Consider the following 18772-nt stretch of genomic DNA (forward strand, 5'->3'; position numbering starts at 1 on the left):
ATCAGTTGCTGTGTAGCTGGGCAATGGTCAGTTCACGCAAAAGCTCCTTTTCTTCCTGTTCCTTGTCGCTCTGCAAGGCCTGCTGCAAGTTCAGCTCCTGCGCAAGTGAGTAGTCCGTATTGGCCAGTTCGAGTACGCGCAAGCGGAAGCGGGCTTCTATTTCGTCGAAGCGGCCGGCATATTCGGCTCGCATGCGCGTGGTCCAGTCCGCGTTCGACAGCATGTAATCGACGAGTGAATCGCTGTGCTCACTTTTGCGCACTTTTTCCAGCACGCCGGACAGCTCATCAGGTGCCAGGTTCGCGGCGCTTCGAAAACGCATGCTGTCGGCGATGGGCAGGTCAAGCTCTCTGGCCAGTTCGCGACGGTAGGCCAGGCGCACCGAAACCAGGTCACCCGAGCCAGAGCGTTGGTTGGCTAGCATCTCAAGCTGTTCGATACGGAACAGCTGTAACAGGCGCATGCGCAGGGTCTGAAGCGTATCGCCAGCGTCGATCAGCAGGCGCTGCCCCATCAGGTACAACTCGATGTTGTTGAACTCCTGCAACGCACCGTCATGGCAGGTCTGCGAGCCGGTTTCCGGGTCTGGCAATGCGGCAGCGGCAATGCTCTCCATGAGCGCTCGTTCGGCTTCGTTGTTTGCAGCCACGACCAGCATCATGCGTACGCGTTCGCAGAAGCTGGCTCGGGTGTTCGGGTCGACGTACGGCGCGGCGTTGTGCAAACGGCCCGCCAGGCGAAGCAGGTCGCTGCCCTCCAGCGTTTCCCAGCATTCCTGCAATGCTTCGTTCTGTGCCTGGTTGCCAAGCATCCAGTCTTCGAGCCTGGGGTTGTCGTCGCCCAACAGTGGGAAGTGAGGGTGGTCGAGTGAACCTTCGCTCGAAGAATTGACCAGCATCAGGTTGCTTGGAATGTCCAGGGCGAAGGAATAACTGTGCTGGCTCTCCGAGAAGCTGCGTACGCGAAGAATGGTTTCAAGTGGTAAAGGGTTGTCGAACAAGGCAATTGACGAGATCGGCATGGGATTATGCAGGTTCGAGAGGATGTGCTCCGGCACTTCCGTAATGTTGTTGGAGCTCAAGTCCAGCAGATCGAGCGGCAGCAAGGCGTCGCACCAGCTTGGCCAGGCTTGCAGGTTCATGTTGGTCAGCGCGATTGACTGCAGGTTGGCAGAGAGCCGTGCGGGTACCTGGGCGATGTTACCCATGCGGTTTCCTGACAGGTCCAGCGAGTTCAGGTGTTCCAGCCCTGCGAAGATGTTCAGCATGGCCTGGTCGACTTCCAGGCCCATGTTGCGAAACTCCAGGTAAGCGAGCTGCGGGAGGCGCGCCAGTGAAGAGGCCAGCGAGGCAGTGGCTGCCTGGTGTGCATCGATGGTCAACCGGGTGATATTGGGAAAGCGCCTGAGCAGATCATCGAGCTGCGAGGCGCTACCGCGCAAACGTGTCAGGGTCATTGCTTGCACACGCTCGGCGAAAAAGGGGGGGAGCCTGCTGGGAAACTGCGCGATGGCCACGTCTTCGAGCTGCAATCGCAGGTATAGGTGGCCCTGCTCCTGATGCTCCCAGAACTGACGGATCGCTGTTTCGATGCTGTGCCTGTCCGCCAGCGCTTCCTGTGTCAGGGGCTTGCTCGAACTGGATGACAGTGCCCAGCCATCGATCGCGTCGCGCATTTGCTGGCGTTCACTGCGAAGGCGTGCAAGCCTGCCGGTGAGTTCTGGCGGTTCATCCACCGTAATGTTGGCCGTCTCGGGCCGCTCGCTCAACAGCAACCGCTGTAAATGGGTTTCGTTGATGCTGTTGCCCTCGAGTGAGATCGCCGGCGGGTTTAGCAGGGTGTCTGTTTCATTGAGCAAGAATGAGGGCAATGACCTGAGGTTGTTGTTTCTCATGGACAGGTGGGTGATACGCCCGAGGGCATCGCTGCCAATCCCGATGGGCCATTGGGCCATCTGCATGGCGTCCAGCCCCAGGAAGTCCAAGGACAGTTCATGGAAGCTTGGGCTGTTGTTGGGTGCCAGGCGGTTGCCGCTCAGATCCAGGTGCCGTAACTGGCGAAGCCCTGCCAACAGGTTCAGGTCGCTTTCGGAAAGTGCCATGTTCTGGTTGGTCAGCACCAATCTTTGCAGGGCGGGCAAATGCTCGGTGATGGAAGGGATGCTGAACAGGAAGGAAGAGGGTGTTGCCCTGGGGTCGTAAGGCCGGCTGATCTGCAGTGACTCTATGTGCGGCATCTGCCTGAGCAGGCGTTGCAGCAGACGCTCGTTTTGGGCCCAGCCCGCAAGGGTTTCCGAGGGCAAGTCGAACAGACTCAAGCTACGTACGCGTGAGTTGAAAAAATCAGGCAAGGTCTGCGGAACGTCAGCCAGTGGCACACGTTCGATACGCAGTTCGGCCGTGTGCCGGGCATCTTCGTCCAGCGCGGTGTCGTACCAATGCTGCATGATCGAGTCGCGCAGGCTGTCGTACGCACGTGCTTGCTGGTCTGTCGCGGGCGAAATCGCTTCGCTCCAGTCGGTCAGCCTGCTTTGCAGCTCGTTGCGCTGCTCCAGCAGTGTCTGCAGGTGTTCGAGGATCTGCAAGGGTGTACGGCCGCGACTGCCCAGCGACAGCAGAACCTGGTCTACCGACCGGCCAGCACGGGCGGCGAGCCCCGTGGCCTCGACGGCTGCGATCAGGCGCTGGCGGGTGACGCCTTGTGTGGTCGGGCCGCTACCACTGAGCGGATAGCCCAGGCGGCCATCGGCAAGGCGCATGGGCGAACGGTAGCCGGGGCGTACCGGTTGCATGCCCAATAGCGTCCTCACGGTCGAGCGGGGCAGAACGGGGCTTTGCTGTACACGATGCTGCAATGCTTGCTGATCGGCGACATCCAGTTGTGCCATCGCCTCTGGCAGGGCCTCGTACAATGCAGAATAAAGGTTTTGATGGGCCGTGACTTCAGTACTCGGCTGGCCTTCATTGTGGACGATGTAGCCAGAGCTGGCATGGGTGATGGTCTTGTATGGACGAGTGTCCTGCGGGCCTATGGCATGCTCCCGGGCTGGCCAGGACAGGCGCTGGCATAGCTGCAGTTTTGTCTCGGCAGGCCAGCCGGGCAGGCCTTCAAGCGTGTGCACGATCAGCCGGTCGCTATCCCAGCTTCGTACGCTGGACAGGTACAGGCCCTCGTAAGCGCGGGCAAGGCGGATGTGTTGCTGATAGATGCGGACTTCTTCGCCAAGGCGTAGTGGCACCTTACCGGTTTCCAGCACATGCAGTTCGCTACCGCTGGCGCTGCGCGCCAGCTCATCGGTGACCGCAGCCGGCAGGTTCGGGTACACCTGCGAGAGGGCTTCGGCACCCGGCACCTGGCTGCTTGGAAGGCGCGCGTAGGCTCTGGAAAACTCGGCTGGCTGAGTGCTGGCATCCGGCAGTTGGCGGACCGTCTCGTCCAGCTTGAAGCGTTGCATCGTGTCTTCAAGCAAGGCTGGCAGCCGCTGGTTTTCGGCCAGGGCACGGCGCAGCACGTCTTCGTGAGTGTCACTGACAGCAAGAATGCGTTGCAGTGTCGACTCGTCGAAGTGAGTGCTCAAGTGACCGATCCGGCGCAACAGGGTGCTGCCCGACCAACTCAGCGGCGCGTCCGTTACCTGCAACCAGGCACCGGCGCCATTGTGGCGAAGTGGCGGCTGGTAGCGGTGTGGGTTGTCCGGGTGCTGCAGGCGGTACTCTGTCGACGTGGGGGCCTGCGCGACGATGTACTGATTGCCCTCAAGGACCAACCAGCGCCTGCCTTCATGGTGCCGCAGGCCGAGCGCGTCCGGTACAAGGTCGGTGGGCAGCAACTCGGTGCTCTGGTAGGGCGTGAGGTCGCGTTTCCACAGGCGGACCTGGCCATCGGGCGTTTCGACGTCTTCCAGTTCCTCGATAAAGGAGGGGGTTTCTACAGGAATACGTTCGATCTCCGGTTCTTTTGTTTCCGGCTCTTCCACGCCACCGCCTGCTTCGCCTTTTGCCCCTCCCAGCGCTTTGGCCGCCGCGCTGAGGGCTGCCATGATCGCGACGTTTTCGATCACATCGACCAGGTACCCATAGGCTGTATCGCGTTCGTCGTTTTGCCAGGCTTCGATGCCCTCATAAACCTCATGGGCCAGTTGGGTCACACACACGGCAAGCATCACTTCACCCAGCCCAGGCACGAAGAAACCGGCGATGTTCAGGGCCGTCAGTACACGACCCGCAATCAATGCCCTATGGGCCTGAGCGCTACGTCGGTCGACGATTTCGGTCGGGATGGCGTGGAACAGCACATCCGTTTCGTGGCGTTGGGCTTTCTGGAAGGCCATCATGCCCTGGAATGCGTGGCTGAATGGATGTGCGACCGGGTGCAAGGTAGCGTGTGGGTCCGGGGTACGTTCACGCACGCCGCGGATGCTCCAGTCGAGTGGGGTGAGCCGATCCTCGAGGCGGGCGAGTATCGACGCTTTGTCGCGGTCGGCGATGTGTTTGTCCAGGTAGCGGATGTTGGCCTGGAGCCTGTCGCGCAATTCGGCCTGCAAGGCTTCCTGAGTGGCAAACTCCTTCAGCGGTACCGCGTCGTCCTCAGGGATATACAGCGCCACGGCCTGATGCCCTTCAGCTTGCAGGGTAATGAGCACAACGCCGGTCAGTTCGGCCTCCCACAAGTCGAGCAAACTGAACGCCACGGGCGAGGCATTCGAAGGCGCCTGGTCAAGTGGGGCGGCGAGGGCGGTGGTATACAGCGCCTCACTGATATCGCCCTTGAGGCGGGCGAAATGCAGGGATTGCCTGAATGCCGAGACCTCAGCGCGCCCCAGGGTCTCATAAACGGCCAGCGCAGCTTCATCGGCGCTGAGCTGCGAGGTGGCCGGCGGGTAATAGATAGCATGCAGCAGAGCATGGTACTTGCCGCCGATGTCCAGGGTACGGCACAAATCGGCAAAGTCTTCGGCGGTGATAGCCACTGTATTAGTGAGCGGGACGCTGCCCATGAAGCGTCGGTGATCAAGGATGACGGACTTCTTCAGCAGTGCCTCCGGTGCGTCCATGCCGTGCTCGGCAGCGGCGGCCTGGTCGAAATTGTGCAGGGCGCTGTTCAGCAGCGAGCGCGTAGCCTGGTTGATGGTCTTGCGGGCGTCACTGGCATTGGCCGTGTCGATCAGGCGGGCATCGACCAGGTGGGTTTCGAGAACATCCAGGGCGAGCCCGAAGCGCTGCTCGATGGCTTCGGTCAGTGCGTTGATGGCGTAGGTTTGCAGGTCGGGTAGCTGTTCGAACAGCTTCTGTACGTGTGCCTGGTGTTCGCGGTGGCGGGCATGTTCTTGCTGCCAAGCCTTGGCGATTTCTGGTTGCTGGCGGACCGCTGTTGCCAGCCACACTGGGGCTTGATGCCAATTGCGCAGTGCGCGGTGGGTTTCTGGGCGGGTTTGTTTGAGCCACGCAGGGATCTTGCGCTCGAGGGTGGTGTAATGAACGCTGGGCAGTGCCGCGACTGGAGTTGGCATGGTGGGCGCCTTGCTTGATGTGAGGCGAGGGACTATGGCGGGCCGTTATGACCGGCGGGAGGTACATAAGTGTGCCCTGCAAGCGCAGCCGCATCGGCGAGGACGGTGCTCTAAGCGCAATTCAGGTTTATGATGCCAAACGGCAGACTTAATCCTCACACGGAGTGCGCAATGCAGACCCTCTACCCGCAGATCAAACCCTACGCCCGGCACGATCTGGCCGTGGAAGCGCCGCATGTGCTTTATGTCGATGAAAGCGGCTCGCCTGAAGGTCTGCCGGTGGTGTTCATCCACGGCGGCCCGGGTGCCGGTTGCGATGCCCAGAGCCGTTGCTACTTCGACCCCAACCTGTACCGCATCATCACCTTCGACCAGCGTGGCTGTGGCCGCTCCACGCCGCACGCGAGCCTGGAGAACAACACTACCTGGCACCTGGTCGAGGACCTGGAGCGTATCCGCAAGCATCTGGGCATCGACAAGTGGGTGCTGTTTGGTGGTTCGTGGGGGTCGACCCTGGCCCTGGCCTACGCCCAGACCCACCCTGAGCGCGTGCATGGCCTGATCCTGCGCGGCATCTTCCTGTGCCGCCCGCAGGAGATCGAGTGGTTCTACCAGGAAGGCGCCAGCCGCCTGTTCCCCGACTACTGGCAGGACTACATTGCACCGATCCCGCCAGAAGAGCGCGGTGACCTGGTCAAGGCCTTCCACAAGCGCCTGACCGGTAACGACCAGATCGCCCAGATGCACGCCGCCAAGGCCTGGTCCACCTGGGAGGGCCGCACCGCTACGCTGCGCCCCAACCCGCTGGTGGTCGACCGCTTCTCCGAGCCGCAGCGCGCGCTGTCGATTGCCCGCATCGAATGCCACTATTTCATGAACAATGCCTTCCTCAAGCCGGACCAGCTGATCCGCGACATGCCGAAGATCGCCCACCTGCCGGCGGTGATCGTGCATGGCCGCTACGATGTGATCTGCCCGCTGGACAACGCCTGGGCACTGCACCAGGCCTGGCCCAACAGCGAGCTGAAGGTCATTCGCGATGCTGGCCACGCGGCCTCCGAGCCGGGCATCACCGATGCCCTGGTGCGCGCTGCCGAGCAGATGGCCCGTCGCCTGCTCGACCTGCCCCTGGAAGAAGCGTGAGGGGGCTGCTACAGCGTGTGCGTGGCGCACGGGTAGAGGTTGCCGGGGAGGTCGTTGGTGCCATCGACCATGGCCTGTTGGTGCTGGTGGCGGTCGAGCCTGAAGATTCCCGCGAATCGGCCGATAAGCTGCTGCACAAGCTGCTTAACTATCGGGTGTTCAGCGATGAGCAGGGCAAAATGAACCTGTCGCTCAAGGATGTCGGCGGCGGCTTGTTGCTGGTGTCCCAGTTCACGCTGGCGGCAGATACCCGCAACGGCATGCGGCCGAGCTTCTCGACGGCGGCACCGCCGGCCCTCGGCGCCGAGCTGTTCGACTATCTTTTAGAGCAGGCGAAGGGCAAGCACGCCGATGTGGCGAGTGGGCGATTCGGCGCGGACATGCAGGTGCATCTGGTCAATGATGGCCCCGTAACATTTATGTTACAAATGTGAGGCTAAAAAACCCCTTGTTTGTAGGAAAACAAGGGGTTTTGTACGATAAATAGTTAGTCCAGCCTGATGCGTTGTCACGCGACCTGCTGGATAATCGCGCGCTGCATGGACCTGCGTTCGCAGGTTCGTTTCACTCTGACTCGAGTATTGTCTGGATCCGTTTGGGGAATCATTGCGCCCTTACGGGGTCCGAACAGTGCTCGCCAACCCGGCATTTGTAGCTGGCCGTTGGTTTCATGATCTGTTTTCGGCGAGGGTTGCTCGTGATTGTTAGTCCCCATAAAGCATCAAGAATCCCCGGCATTCGGCTACGCAAGGCCCTGATGGCCAGCGTGGCACTGGTCGGCCTGATGAGCGCGGGCCAGCTGTGGGCATTCAATCTTGACGATGTTGCAGCCAAGGCAAAGGATCTGGCCGGCCAGAAGTACGAAGCACCGAAGAGCAATCTGCCGGCAGTCTTCCGCGACATGAAGTTCGCCGACTACCAGAAGATTCACTTCCTGCAGGAAAAGGCCGAGTGGGCCAAGGACAAGACCCCCTTCAAGCTGTCCTTCTATCACCAGGGCATGCATTTCGACACCCCTGTGAAAATCAACGAAGTCACCGCCTCCAAGGTCGAGGAAATCAAGTACGACCCGAGCCGTTTCGAGTTCGGTGACGTGCCGCACGACCCGGAAACCACCAAGAACCTGGGCTATGCCGGGTTCCGCGTGCTTTACCCGATCAACAAGGCCGACAAGCAGGACGAGATCATGACCCTGCTTGGCGCCAGCTACTTCCGCGTGGTCGGCAAGGGCCATGTGTATGGCCTGTCGGCCCGTGGCCTGGCCATCGACACCGCGCTGCCGTCGGGTGAAGAGTTCCCGCGGTTCACCGAGTTCTGGGTCGAGAAGCCAAAGCCTGCCGACAAGCACCTGGTGATCTATGCCCTGCTGGACTCGCCGCGCTCCACCGGTGCCTACAAACTGACCCTGCGTCCGGGCAGCGACACCGTGGTCGACGTCAAGTCGCGGGTCTACCTGCGTGACCACGTCAGCCGCTTGGGCATCGCGCCGCTCACCAGCATGTACCTGTTCGGCCCTAACCAGCCGTCCAAGGTCATGAACTTCCGCCCCGCCCTGCACGACTCCGAAGGCCTGTCGATCCATGCCGGCAACGGCGAGTGGCTGTGGCGCCCGCTGAACAACCCGAAACACTTGGCTGTCAGCAACTTCAGCGTCGAAAACCCGCGTGGTTTCGGCCTGATGCAGCGTCATCGCGACTTCAAGGACTACGAAGACCTCGACGACAACTACCAGAAGCGTCCAAGCGCCTGGATCGAGCCCAAGGGCGACTGGGGCAAGGGCACCGTCGACCTGGTTGAAATCCCGACCGCCGACGAGACCAACGACAACATCGTGGCGTTCTGGAGCCCCGAGGCCCTGCCAGAGCCAGGCAAGCCGTTCGAGTACGACTACCGCCTGCACTGGACCATCGACGAGGCCCAGTTCCAGGCCCAGGACCTGGCATCGGTCACCCAGACCCTGCGCTCCACCGGCGACGTCAAACAGTCCAACCTGATTCGTCAGCCTGACGGCAGCGTGGCGTTCATCGTCGACTTCGCTGGCGCCAACCTGGCCGCCCTGCCGGAAGACACCGCAGTACGTAGCCAGATCAGCGTCGGCGACAATGCCGAGGTGGTCGAGAACAACCTGCGCTATAACCCAGAGAGCAAGGGCTGGCGCCTGACCCTGCGGCTGAAGGTCAAGGAAGCCAACAAATCGACGGAAATGCGCGCTGCGCTGGTTCGCGACGTGCCTGTCGAACCCGCCAAGCCTGCGACCAAGGACGCCAAGCAGGACAAGGCCGCTGCCAAGCATGCCAAGGCCGAGAAAAACGCCAAGGCCGAACAACCTGCCGCCGACGCGGCGTCCACCAACGGGACCCCGGCCACCACCGAACAAGTGCTGACCGAGACCTGGAGCTATCAGTTGCCTGCCGATGAGTAACTCAAGCGCAAGGCCGGAATCGCTTGGCGAATACCTGGCCCACCTCCCACTGAGCGATGAGCAGCGCGCGGAACTCGCCAGCTGCACCTCGTTCGGTGAGCTGCACCAACGCCTGGCGGCCAACCCGGCCGTCAACGCCGCCGAGGCCGTGCAGGCTTCGGTGGGCCCGCGGCTGACCGTGGGCAGCGCCGCCGAGCTTGAAGAGGCCGAAATGCTCGGCGTCGACGGCAGCGGTCGGCTGTGCCTGAAAATCGCACCGCCGATCAAGCGCACCCGTGTGGTGCCCGAGCCATGGCGCACCAACGTGCTGATCCGCATGTGGCGGCGCATGACCGGGCGCACCAACGCGCCGCAGCCAGAGCAGCGCGAGCTGCCCAAGGCCCGCTGGCGCACGGTTGGTTCGATCCGCCGCTATATCCTGCTGACCCTGATGATCGGCCAGACCATCGTCGCCGGCTGGTACATGAAGGGCATCCTGCCGTATCAGGGCTGGTCGTTCGTCGACCTCGACGAGATCGTCAACCAGTCGCTGTGGGAAACCGTCGTGCAGGTGTGGCCGTATGCCCTGCAGACCTCCATCCTGATTCTCTTCGGCATCCTGTTCTGTTGGGTGTCGGCGGGCTTCTGGACGGCGCTGATGGGCTTCCTTGAGCTGCTCACCGGGCGCGACAAGTACCGTATTTCCGGCAGCAGTGCCGGCAGCGAGCCGATCGCGCCCGAGGCACGTACCGCGCTGGTCATGCCCATCTGCAACGAAGATGTGCCGCGGGTGTTCGCAGGCCTGAGGGCAACGTTCGAATCGGTAGCCGCCAGCGGCAACCTCGATCGTTTCGACTTCTTCGTGCTCAGCGACACCAACGACACCGACATTGCCGTCGCCGAGCAACAGGCCTGGCTGGACGTGTGCCGCGAAACCAAGGGCTTCGGCCGCATCTTCTACCGCCGCCGTCGGCGTCGGGTGAAGCGCAAGAGCGGCAACCTCGACGACTTCTGCCGTCGCTGGGGCGGCGAGTACAAGTACATGGTCGTGCTCGACGCCGACAGCGTCATGAGCGGCGAGTGCCTGAGCAGCCTGGTGCGCCTGATGGAGGCCAACCCGGACGCCGGCATCATCCAGACCGCGCCCAAGGCCTCGGGCATGGACACCCTGTATGCGCGCATGCAGCAGTTCGCCACCCGTGTGTACGGCCCGCTGTTCACCGCCGGCCTGCACTTCTGGCAGCTGGGCGAGTCGCACTACTGGGGCCACAACGCGATCATCCGCATGAAGCCGTTCATCGAGCACTGCGCCCTGGCGCCGTTGCCGGGCAAGGGCGCCTTCGCCGGCGCCATCCTCTCCCACGACTTCGTCGAAGCCGCGCTGATGCGCCGCGCCGGCTGGGGCGTGTGGATCGCCTACGACCTGCCGGGCAGTTACGAAGAGTTGCCGCCGAACCTGCTCGACGAGCTCAAGCGTGACCGCCGCTGGTGCCACGGCAACCTGATGAACTTCCGCCTGTTCCTGGTCAAGGGCATGCACCCGGTGCACCGTGCGGTGTTCCTCACCGGCGTGATGTCGTACCTGTCGGCACCGTTGTGGTTCTTCTTCCTGGTGCTGTCGACCGCGCTGCTGGCGACCAACACGCTGATGGAGCCGCAGTACTTCATCGAGCCGTACCAGCTTTACCCGCTGTGGCCGCAGTGGCATCCGGAAAAAGCCGTTGCGCTGTTCTCCACCACCATCGTGTTGCTGTTCCTGCCCAAGCTGCTGAGCATCATCCTGATCTGGGCCAAGGGCGCCACCGAGTTCGGCGGGCGTATCAAGGTCACCCTGTCGATGCTGATGGAGATGCTGTTCTCCATGCTGCTCGCGCCGGTACGGATGATCTTCCACACCCGCTTCGTGCTGGCCGCGTTCCTTGGCTGGGCCGCGACCTGGAATTCGCCGCAGCGTGACGACGACTCCACGCCGTGGAGCGAGGCCGTGCGCCGCCATGGCCCGCAGACCCTGCTGGGCTTTGCCTGGGCAGCGCTGGTGGCCTGGCTGAACCCGAGCTTCCTGTGGTGGTTGGCACCGATCGTGGGTTCGCTGGTGCTGTCGATCCCGGTGTCGGTGATCTCCAGCCGCACCCGCCTGGGCCTGGCGGCCAAGGACGAGAAGCTGTTCCTGATTCCTGAGGAATACGCAACGCCGCAGGAGCTGCTGGCGACTGACCAGTACACCCACGAGAACCGCTGGCATGCCCTGCACGACGGTTTTGTGCGGGCAGTGGTCGACCCGCGGCAGAATGCCCTGGCCTGCGCCATGGCGACGGCTCGCCACGGGCAGGCTGCACCCATCGAAACGCTGCGTGCCGAGCGTGTGGCCAAGGCGCTGGAGGTGGGGCCGCAGGGACTGGACCTGAATACCCGCCTGGCCTTGCTGAGCGACCCGGTTGCCTTGGCCCGCCTGCATGATCGGGTCTGGGCCGAGCACAAGGCTGCCTGGATCGATGTATGGCGTGCTTCGATCAACAACGACCCGCATTCGCCGTTGTTGCCGTTGCACCCGGAGAATGAAGGCCAGCCGGCACTCGTCGGCGCCTGATCCATAGCATTCGCGGGGCAAGCCCGCTCCCACTGCGACTTCACAGTTCTTCAATGCTGTGCTGTCCCTGTGGGAGCGGGCTTGCCCCGCGAAGCTTCAGACCGGCCATGCAATCGATTTTGGCCAACAAAGTCCCCCCCGGCTCTAGGTCCCTGAGCCGCCATGCGTTAGCATCCCTCTCCGATAGACGCTTCGGCCAGTACGGCCGTGCCAACAATAAGATTTGCTTCTTTTCTTGCTAGGGGACTTGGTGATGATCAAGAAATACCTTTCGCGACTGCTGGTCGGTGTTACCGCCCTGGTCGCCGTCTCGGCAGCCCAGGCTGGCGCCATCGAAGACGCGGTCAAGCGCGGCACCCTGAAAGTGGGCATGGACCCAACCTACATGCCGTTCCAGATGACCAACAAGCGTGGCGAGATCATCGGCTTCGAGGTCGATATCCTCAAAGCCATGGCCAAGTCCATGGGCGTCAAGCTGGAGACCGTCTCCACCGCCTATGACGGCATCATCCCGGCCCTGCTGACCAACAAGTTCGACATGATCGGCAGCGGCATGACCCTGACCCAGGAACGTAACCTGCGCCTGAACTTCAGCGAACCCTTCATTGTGGTCGGCCAGACCCTGCTGATCCGCAAGGACCTGGCGGGCGAGATCAAGACCTACAAAGACCTGAACAACGAGAAGTACCGCATCACCTCCAAGCTCGGCACCACCGGCGAGATGGTTTCCAAGAAGCTGATCGCCAAAGCCAAGTACCACGGCTATGACAACGAGCAGGAAGCGGTGATGGACGTGGTCAACGGCAAGGCCGACGCCTTCGTCTACGATGCACCCTACAACGTGGTGGCGGTGGAGAAGGCCGGCGCTGGCAAGCTGCTGTTCCTCGAAGAACCCTTCACCTACGAGCCGCTGGCATTCGGCCTGAAGAAAGGCGACTACGACAGCATCAACTTCATCAACAACTTCCTGCACCAGATCAAGCATGACGGGACCTACGATCGTATCCACGACAAGTGGTTCAAGAACAAGGACTGGCTGAAGGAAATGGAATAAGAAGTAGCTTCAAGCCGCAAGCTGCAAGCTGCAAGAGGAGGTGGGCCAATACGCGGTCTGGTTTTCCTTGCAGCTTGTAGCTTGCGGCTTGCCGCTTTCTGGAGTAACCCCGTGATCAAACACAAGAAAGCCCAGTGGCCCTGGCACGCGCTGACTGCGCTGGTGCTGGTTGGCCTGGCGGTCAGTCTGTATCTGGCCACCTCATTGATGTCCTATGAATGGCGCTGGAACCGCGTCCCTCAGTATTTTGCCTACCAGGCCGAAGACGCCCAGCGCGCCGCCAGCAATGGCACCGTGCAGGACATCGTCATAACCGGTGACACCGCCCGCGTCTCGCTCAAGGGCGAAGACGGCGCCGAGCAGGTGCTCGATGTGGACAGCAACAGCCTGCTGCTGAGCCGTGGCGATGACGTCGCCGAAGGCGACCAGGTCGGTGTGACCCGCCACTGGGCGGCTGGCCCGTTGGCGTGGGGCCTGTGGACCACGCTGTGGTTGTCGGTGGTGTCGGGCGCCCTGGGCCTGGTGATCGGCCTGTTCGCGGGCCTGTGCCGGTTATCGAACAACCCGACCCTGCGTGACTTGTCGACGGTGTACGTCGAACTGGTGCGGGGCACACCGCTGCTGGTACAGATCTTCATCTTCTATTTCTTCATCGGCACCGTGCTCAACCTGTCCCGCGAGTTCGCCGGGGTTGCGGCGCTGGCGCTGTTCACCGGGGCCTATGTGGCCGAGATCGTCCGCGCCGGTGTGCAGTCGATCGCCCGAGGCCAGAACGAGGCGGCCCGCTCGCTGGGCTTGAATGCCAGCCAGTCGATGCGCCATGTGATCCTGCCCCAGGCCTTCAAACGCGTGCTGCCGCCGTTGGCCGGCCAGTTCATCAGCCTGGTCAAGGACACCTCGCTGGTCTCGGTGATCGCCATCACCGAACTGACCAAGAGCGGCCGCGAGGCCATCACCACCTCGTTCTCGACCTTCGAGATCTGGTTCTGCGTGGCAGGCCTGTACCTGCTGATCAACCTGCCGCTGTCGCACCTGGCCAGCCGGCTTGAGCGGAGGCTTGCGCAAAGTGATTGAAGTCCGTGATCTGGTAAAAGTCTTCGACACCCGCGGCCAAGTGGTTCGCGCGGTAGACAATGTCACCACGCGTGTGGCCAAGGCCGAAGTGGTGGTGGTGCTTGGCCCGTCGGGTTCGGGCAAGTCGACCTTCCTGCGCTGCCTCAACGGCCTGGAGCATTTCGACGAAGGCCATGTGGCCATCAACGGCCTGCAACTGGCCGACCCGAAGACCGACATCAACGCCTACCGCCGCGAAGTCGGCATGGTGTTCCAGCATTTCAACCTGTTCCCGCACATGACCGTGCTGGAGAACCTGTGCCTGGCGCAGAAGGTGGTGCGCAAGCGCGGCAAGGCCGAGCGTGAGGCCAAGGCCCGGGCGCTGCTGGAGAAGGTCGGTATCGCGCAGAAGGCCAACGAGTACCCGTCGCGGTTGTCCGGCGGCCAGCAGCAGCGCGTGGCGATTGCCCGTGCCTTGGCCATGGAGCCGAAGGTGATGCTGTTCGACGAACCGACCTCGGCGCTCGACCCGGAAATGGTCGGCGAAGTGCTGGATGTGATGAAGACCCTGGCCCAGGAAGGCATGACCATGGTCTGCGTTACCCACGAGATGGGCTTTGCCCGGGAAGTGGCTGACCGGGTGCTGTTCTTCGACCATGGCAAGTTGCTGGAAGATGCCTCGCCGGCGCAGTTCTTTGATACGCCGAAGGACCCCCGGGCGCAGGCGTTCTTGCGCCAGGTGCTGTAACCGCTTGGGGGCGCATTGCGCCCCCGGCAATCTCACAGGCTGAACCGCCCGACCATCCCCCGCAACTGCCGCCCCAGTTGCTCCAGCTCGCCACTCGAAGCCGCCGTCTGTTCACTGGCCGCACTGGTCTGGTCCGACACATCGCGCACATTCAGCACACTGCGGTTGATCTGCTCGGCCACCACGCTCTGCTCTTCGCTGGCCGTGGCGATCTGCTGGTTCATGCCCTGGATGCTCGACACCGTATCGGTAATCTGCCCCAGCGCATGCCCTGCCTTGCGGCTCAGCTCGACACTCTGCTCGGTCAGGCGCTTGCTGTTGTCGAGCAGGTGCGTGACCTCGTCTGTGCCGCTGTGCAGGCTGTCGATCAGTTGTTCGATCTCCTCGGTCGACTGCTGGGTCCGTTGCGCCAGCCCGCGTACCTCATCGGCGACCACCGCAAAACCACGCCCGGCTTCACCGGCCCGGGCGGCCTCGATCGCCGCGTTCAAGGCCAGCAGGTTGGTTTGTTCGGACACCGACTTGATCACATCGAGGATGCTGCCGATGCGCTGGCTTTCGCCCGCCAGATGCTGCATGGCTGCCAGGCAATCGTCCATCTGCCCGGCCAGTTGCTCGATGCGGCTGATGGCTTCGGCCACCACCTGATCGCCCACCTGTGCCTGCTGGTCGGCATTGGTTGCGGCCAGCGATGCCTGTTCGGCGTTCTGCGCCACCTCTTGCACGGTCGCGCTCATCTGGTTCATGGCGGTGGCCACCTGATCGGTTTCCTCGCGTTGCTGGCTGATACGCAGCTTGGTGTCCTCACTGCTGGCGGCCAGTTGCGAGGCCGCCTGTGGCAGGTGGCCGACACCTTGGTCGATGCCGCCAATCAGCTCGCGCAGGCTCAAGGTCATGTCGCGCATGCTGGACTGCAATTGGCCCATCTCGTCACGGCGCAGCACCGGCTCGACCTGACTCAGGTCGCCCTTGCTGATACGCGCGGCCACGGCCAGTGTCTGGCGCAGCGGCTGGGTAATCTGCAGGGTGATCAGCCAGCCGGCGATCACCCCCACCACCAGCGCCAGCATGGCCACGCTGGTCAGCAACGAGCGGGCTGCCAGGGCCTCGCTGTCGCGTTGCTCGACCTTGCGCTCGCCCAGTTCCACGCTGACGGCGCTCAACTCATCGCCCATCTTTTCCATGTTGCCTTGCAACTGCTCGACCCGTACGGCGGCGCGGCGGTACTGATCCAGGCTGGTGCGGTACTTGGCCAACTCGACGCCGGGCAGTTCCGTCAGCGTGCGTGGCAGGCCCAGGGGCTCAAGGCCCTTGAGCAACTGGCCAAGGCTGTTGTCAGCGGCGTTCAGTGCGCCATCGCCGACCTTGGCGAAACCCTCGACGGGCGAGAAGGTATAAGCGGGTACCAGGCTCTGCTGGTTGGCACCGTCGACGTGACGGCTGAGGGTATCCATCAGGCCCAGCACGCCGCTTTGCTGGCTGTCGGCAGGCATCTTCAGCAAGGCCTGGGTCTGTAGTTCGTCGATGACGTCGTTGAGTTTCTGCTCCTGCGCCTGCATGGCCTCGCGCAGCGCGTGCCGCTGGGTGACCGTGCGCTGCAGTTCGGCGAAGTCGTCGCGCAGGCGCTGCAATAGTTGCAGCTTGTGGGTGAGCATCTGGCGTGATTCATCGACGTTGCTGCGTTGCTGCAGGGTGGTCAGCATGCCTTCGAGTTGATCGAGGATGCGCACGATGCGCGACTTGCTGGCATCGTCGCTTAGTACGCGATAGGTGATGCGCTCTGCGCGCAGGTCCTTGACCAGGTCGTTGATCAGGCCGATTTCACTGAGTTGTTCCGAGCGGATGATGGCGCCATCCAGCGCGCGCCAGCCGCTGAGGGTGGTGGCCAGGGTAAGCAGCAAGACCACGGCGAAGCCGAGGGCAAGCTTGGCACCGACACTGACGTTGCCGAGCCTGCGGTTGAGGTAACCGAGCATGATGATTCTCCGTCCGTTTGAGAGAGGGCATGCCGACGCAATGCCGGCATGACACCCCTGCCCATCGGCAGCGGAGGCGTAGGACTTGACCTGATAATCCCGTAGGAAAATTCAGCAAAGACTGTATGAATTTCTGCGGGGCCCGCCGCGACGCTTGTGTAGGAGCGGCCTTGCGTCGCGAACGGGCTGCGTAGCGGCCCTGGTTTTTCAGCTTCGCCGCAGAGAGTGCTGGGGGCGCTACGCGCCCCGTTCGCGACGCAAGGCCGCTCCTACACAAAGCCCGCAGGCCGTGCATGATCAGAGCCTGAAACGCCCTACCAGCCCTTGCAGGTGCGTGCCCAACCGCGCCAGTTCCACACTGGAGCTGGCCGTTTCTTCACTGGCCGCCGAGGTCTGATCGGAGATATCCCGCACATTCATCACGCTGCGGTTGATCTCCTCGGCCACCGCGCTCTGTTCTTCCGCCGCCGTGGCAATCTGCTGGTTCATCGCCTGGATCGACGACACGGTACGGGTGATGGTCTCCAGAGAGCCCCCGGCGCGGCGGGTCAGTTCGACACTGCTGTCGGTCAGCTGGCGGCTGTTGTCCATCACGCTGGCCACGCGTTGCGTGCCGCTTTGCAGGCCGGCAATCAGTTCTTCGATTTCTTCGGTCGACTGCTGCGTACGCTGGGCCAGGCTGCGCACTTCGTCGGCGACTACGGCAAAGCCACGCCCGGCCTCGCCGGCCCGTGCTGCCTCGATCGCCGCGTTGAGGGCCAGCAGGTTGGTCTGCTGGGCCACCGACTTGATCACATCGAGCACGCTGCCGATCTTGTCGCTCTCGGCCTTGAGCTGGTTCATCGCTTCGCTGGAGTTGGCCACCTCAGAGGCCAGGCGCTCAATCTGGGCCACCGCCTCACCCACCACCCGATCACCCTCGCGGGCTTGTTGGTCGGCCATCAACGCGGCTTCCGAGGCCTGTTCGGCGTTGCGCGCCACCTCGTGCACGGTGGCAGTCATCTGGTTCATGGCCGTCGCCACCTGGTCGGTCTCGACCTTCTGGTTGTTGACCCCGGCGCTGGTCTGCTCGGTCACCGCCGACAGTTCCTCGGCGGCGCTGGCGATCTGCGTGACACCGTCGCCGATGCCGCCGATCAACTCACGCAGGCCTTGGGTCATGCGCTGCATGCTGGCCTGCAACTGGCCCAGTTCGTCGCGGCGTTGTACCGGCAAGTCCTGGCTCAGGTCGCCGCTGGCCACGCGCTCGGCAGCGCTCAGGGTCTGGCGCAGCGGGATGATGATCTGCCGGGTGATGGCCCAGGCCGCCAGCAGGCCCAGCGCCAGCGCCAGGGCGGTGGCGGCGGCGAGCAGGGTCTTGGCCTGGCTGGCACCGGCGTTGCGCACTGCCGTCTGTGAGGTGGTCATCGTCTGGCTGGTCTGCAGCAGCACCGAGCCTTGGTCGGCCATGTGTTGCAGTGCCTGCTCGCTGGCAGCCTGCGCACTGCCGAACTGGTTGACCGCGTCACGGTAGCCGGCCAGGGCGGTGGCGGCATCGTCGAGGCTGGCGGCATGTTCGGCGGGCACCTTGGCCGGCAGCGCCTTGAGTTCGGCCAGGGCCTGGTCGATGGCCTTCAGTGCGGTCTGCTGATACTGCGCGTCGCCGCTGTAGGTATAGCCACGGACCTGGAAGCGCGCTTGTTGCAGCAGTGCGCTGACGTCCACCGCATACTGGTATTGGCTGATATCACCGCCCTGCAGCAGGCCCCGCTGGACCCGGCCGACCAGCTCGACGGCCTTGTCGGCGCTGTCGCCAAGCACGGCACGGCTGGCTTCGCGGCGTTGGCCAGCCTGTTTCAGGTCGTTGAACGCTTGTTGATAGATGCGCACGGCCTCGCGCTGCTGTTCGAGGCGCTGGCGGTCGGCGGGGAGTTCGATCTGGCCCAGCATCAGTTGCACCTGGCGATCAAGATTGGCCAGGGCCTTTTCCAGCTCGGCCACAGCGGCGTCATTGCGGTCGCGCTGGTAATGCTGGCGGGCGATGCGCAGTTCCTGGGTGTATTGCTGGATCACCGAAATATTACCCAGCTTGTCGCCGCGGTCGATGACGCTGTCCAGGCCGTGCCAGCCGGTCAGGGTAATGGCCAGGGTCAGTAGCAGTACCAGGCCGAAGCCCAGCCCCAGCTTGCGATTGACGCTTACATTTCCCAGCACGTGGGCTAACCATCGGTACATGTTCGACTCCCCGGTAACTTGGCAGCACGGTTAATTATTGTGTTGCCAAGGCATCGGCCTGGGAGAGAGAAACTTGATGGGTGAAAA

10 protein-coding genes and 1 pseudogene are annotated in these 18772 nt (G+C 62.9%); 7 read left to right on the forward strand and 4 right to left on the reverse strand.

Annotation, left to right across the window (positions count from 1 at the left end; all coding sequences use genetic code 11):
* Nucleotide 1: 1 nt before the first annotated feature.
* Complete coding sequence (locus DJ563_RS22820) at nucleotides 2-5509, reverse strand: dermonecrotic toxin domain-containing protein (protein WP_434518379.1); 5508 nt, start codon at nucleotides 5507-5509, stop codon at nucleotides 2-4.
* A 171-nt stretch (nucleotides 5510-5680) separates the two neighbouring features.
* On the opposite strand from DJ563_RS22820, the gene pip reads away from it, so the two are divergent.
* From pip to DJ563_RS22855, 7 genes are all read left to right on the forward strand, one after another.
* The gene (gene pip, locus DJ563_RS22825; protein WP_033701946.1) at nucleotides 5681-6652 is read left to right on the forward strand and encodes a prolyl aminopeptidase; all 972 of its coding nucleotides are present in this window, start codon (nucleotides 5681-5683) and stop codon (nucleotides 6650-6652) included.
* Nucleotides 6649-7086, forward strand: coding sequence for a D-aminoacyl-tRNA deacylase (dtd, locus tag DJ563_RS22830; RefSeq protein ID WP_434518380.1), 438 nt, complete (start codon nucleotides 6649-6651; stop codon nucleotides 7084-7086). The genes pip and dtd overlap by 4 nt, the downstream gene beginning before the upstream one ends.
* Nucleotides 7087-7349: 263 nt before the next feature.
* The gene (locus DJ563_RS22835; protein ID WP_274097414.1) at nucleotides 7350-9074 is read left to right on the forward strand and encodes a glucan biosynthesis protein G; all 1725 of its coding nucleotides are present in this window, start codon (nucleotides 7350-7352) and stop codon (nucleotides 9072-9074) included.
* Nucleotides 9067-11640, forward strand: a complete 2574-nt coding sequence (gene mdoH, locus DJ563_RS22840; protein WP_434518381.1) for a glucans biosynthesis glucosyltransferase MdoH — start codon at nucleotides 9067-9069, stop codon at nucleotides 11638-11640. Before DJ563_RS22835 ends, mdoH begins: the two co-directional genes overlap by 8 nt.
* A gap of 256 nt (nucleotides 11641-11896) precedes the next feature.
* Nucleotides 11897-12694: a transporter substrate-binding domain-containing protein gene (locus DJ563_RS22845; RefSeq protein WP_033702583.1), complete on the forward strand. Its 798-nt coding sequence runs from the start codon at nucleotides 11897-11899 to the stop codon at nucleotides 12692-12694.
* Between the two features lie 111 nt (nucleotides 12695-12805).
* Nucleotides 12806-13768, forward strand: coding sequence for an amino acid ABC transporter permease (locus DJ563_RS22850; RefSeq protein WP_274097412.1), 963 nt, complete (start codon nucleotides 12806-12808; stop codon nucleotides 13766-13768).
* On the forward strand, nucleotides 13761-14495 hold the full coding sequence (locus DJ563_RS22855) for an amino acid ABC transporter ATP-binding protein (protein WP_434519741.1): 735 nt from the start codon (nucleotides 13761-13763) through the stop codon (nucleotides 14493-14495). Before DJ563_RS22850 ends, DJ563_RS22855 begins: the two co-directional genes overlap by 8 nt.
* A 32-nt stretch (nucleotides 14496-14527) precedes the next feature.
* Here DJ563_RS22855 and DJ563_RS22860 read toward each other — a convergent pair whose 3' ends face one another.
* The 3 genes and pseudogenes from DJ563_RS22860 to DJ563_RS22870 form a co-directional block, all read right to left on the reverse strand.
* Entirely contained in the window at nucleotides 14528-15400 is an 873-nt protein-coding gene (locus DJ563_RS22860) for a methyl-accepting chemotaxis protein (protein ID WP_434519742.1), read from the reverse strand.
* Nucleotides 15383-16471: pseudogene (locus DJ563_RS22865) on the reverse strand (methyl-accepting chemotaxis protein); the annotation flags it as partial. The pseudogene DJ563_RS22865 and the gene DJ563_RS22860, both read right to left, overlap by 18 nt.
* Nucleotides 16472-16768: 297 nt before the next feature.
* A complete protein-coding gene (locus DJ563_RS22870; RefSeq protein ID WP_274097410.1) occupies nucleotides 16769-18685 on the reverse strand; it encodes a methyl-accepting chemotaxis protein in 1917 nt (638 codons plus the stop codon).
* Nucleotides 18686-18772: the final 87 nt, after the last annotated feature.

The sequence above is a fragment of the Pseudomonas sp. NFX1 genome, from assembly GCF_051123555.1.
Classification (GTDB): Bacteria; Pseudomonadota; Gammaproteobacteria; order Pseudomonadales; family Pseudomonadaceae; genus Aquipseudomonas; species Aquipseudomonas capeferrum.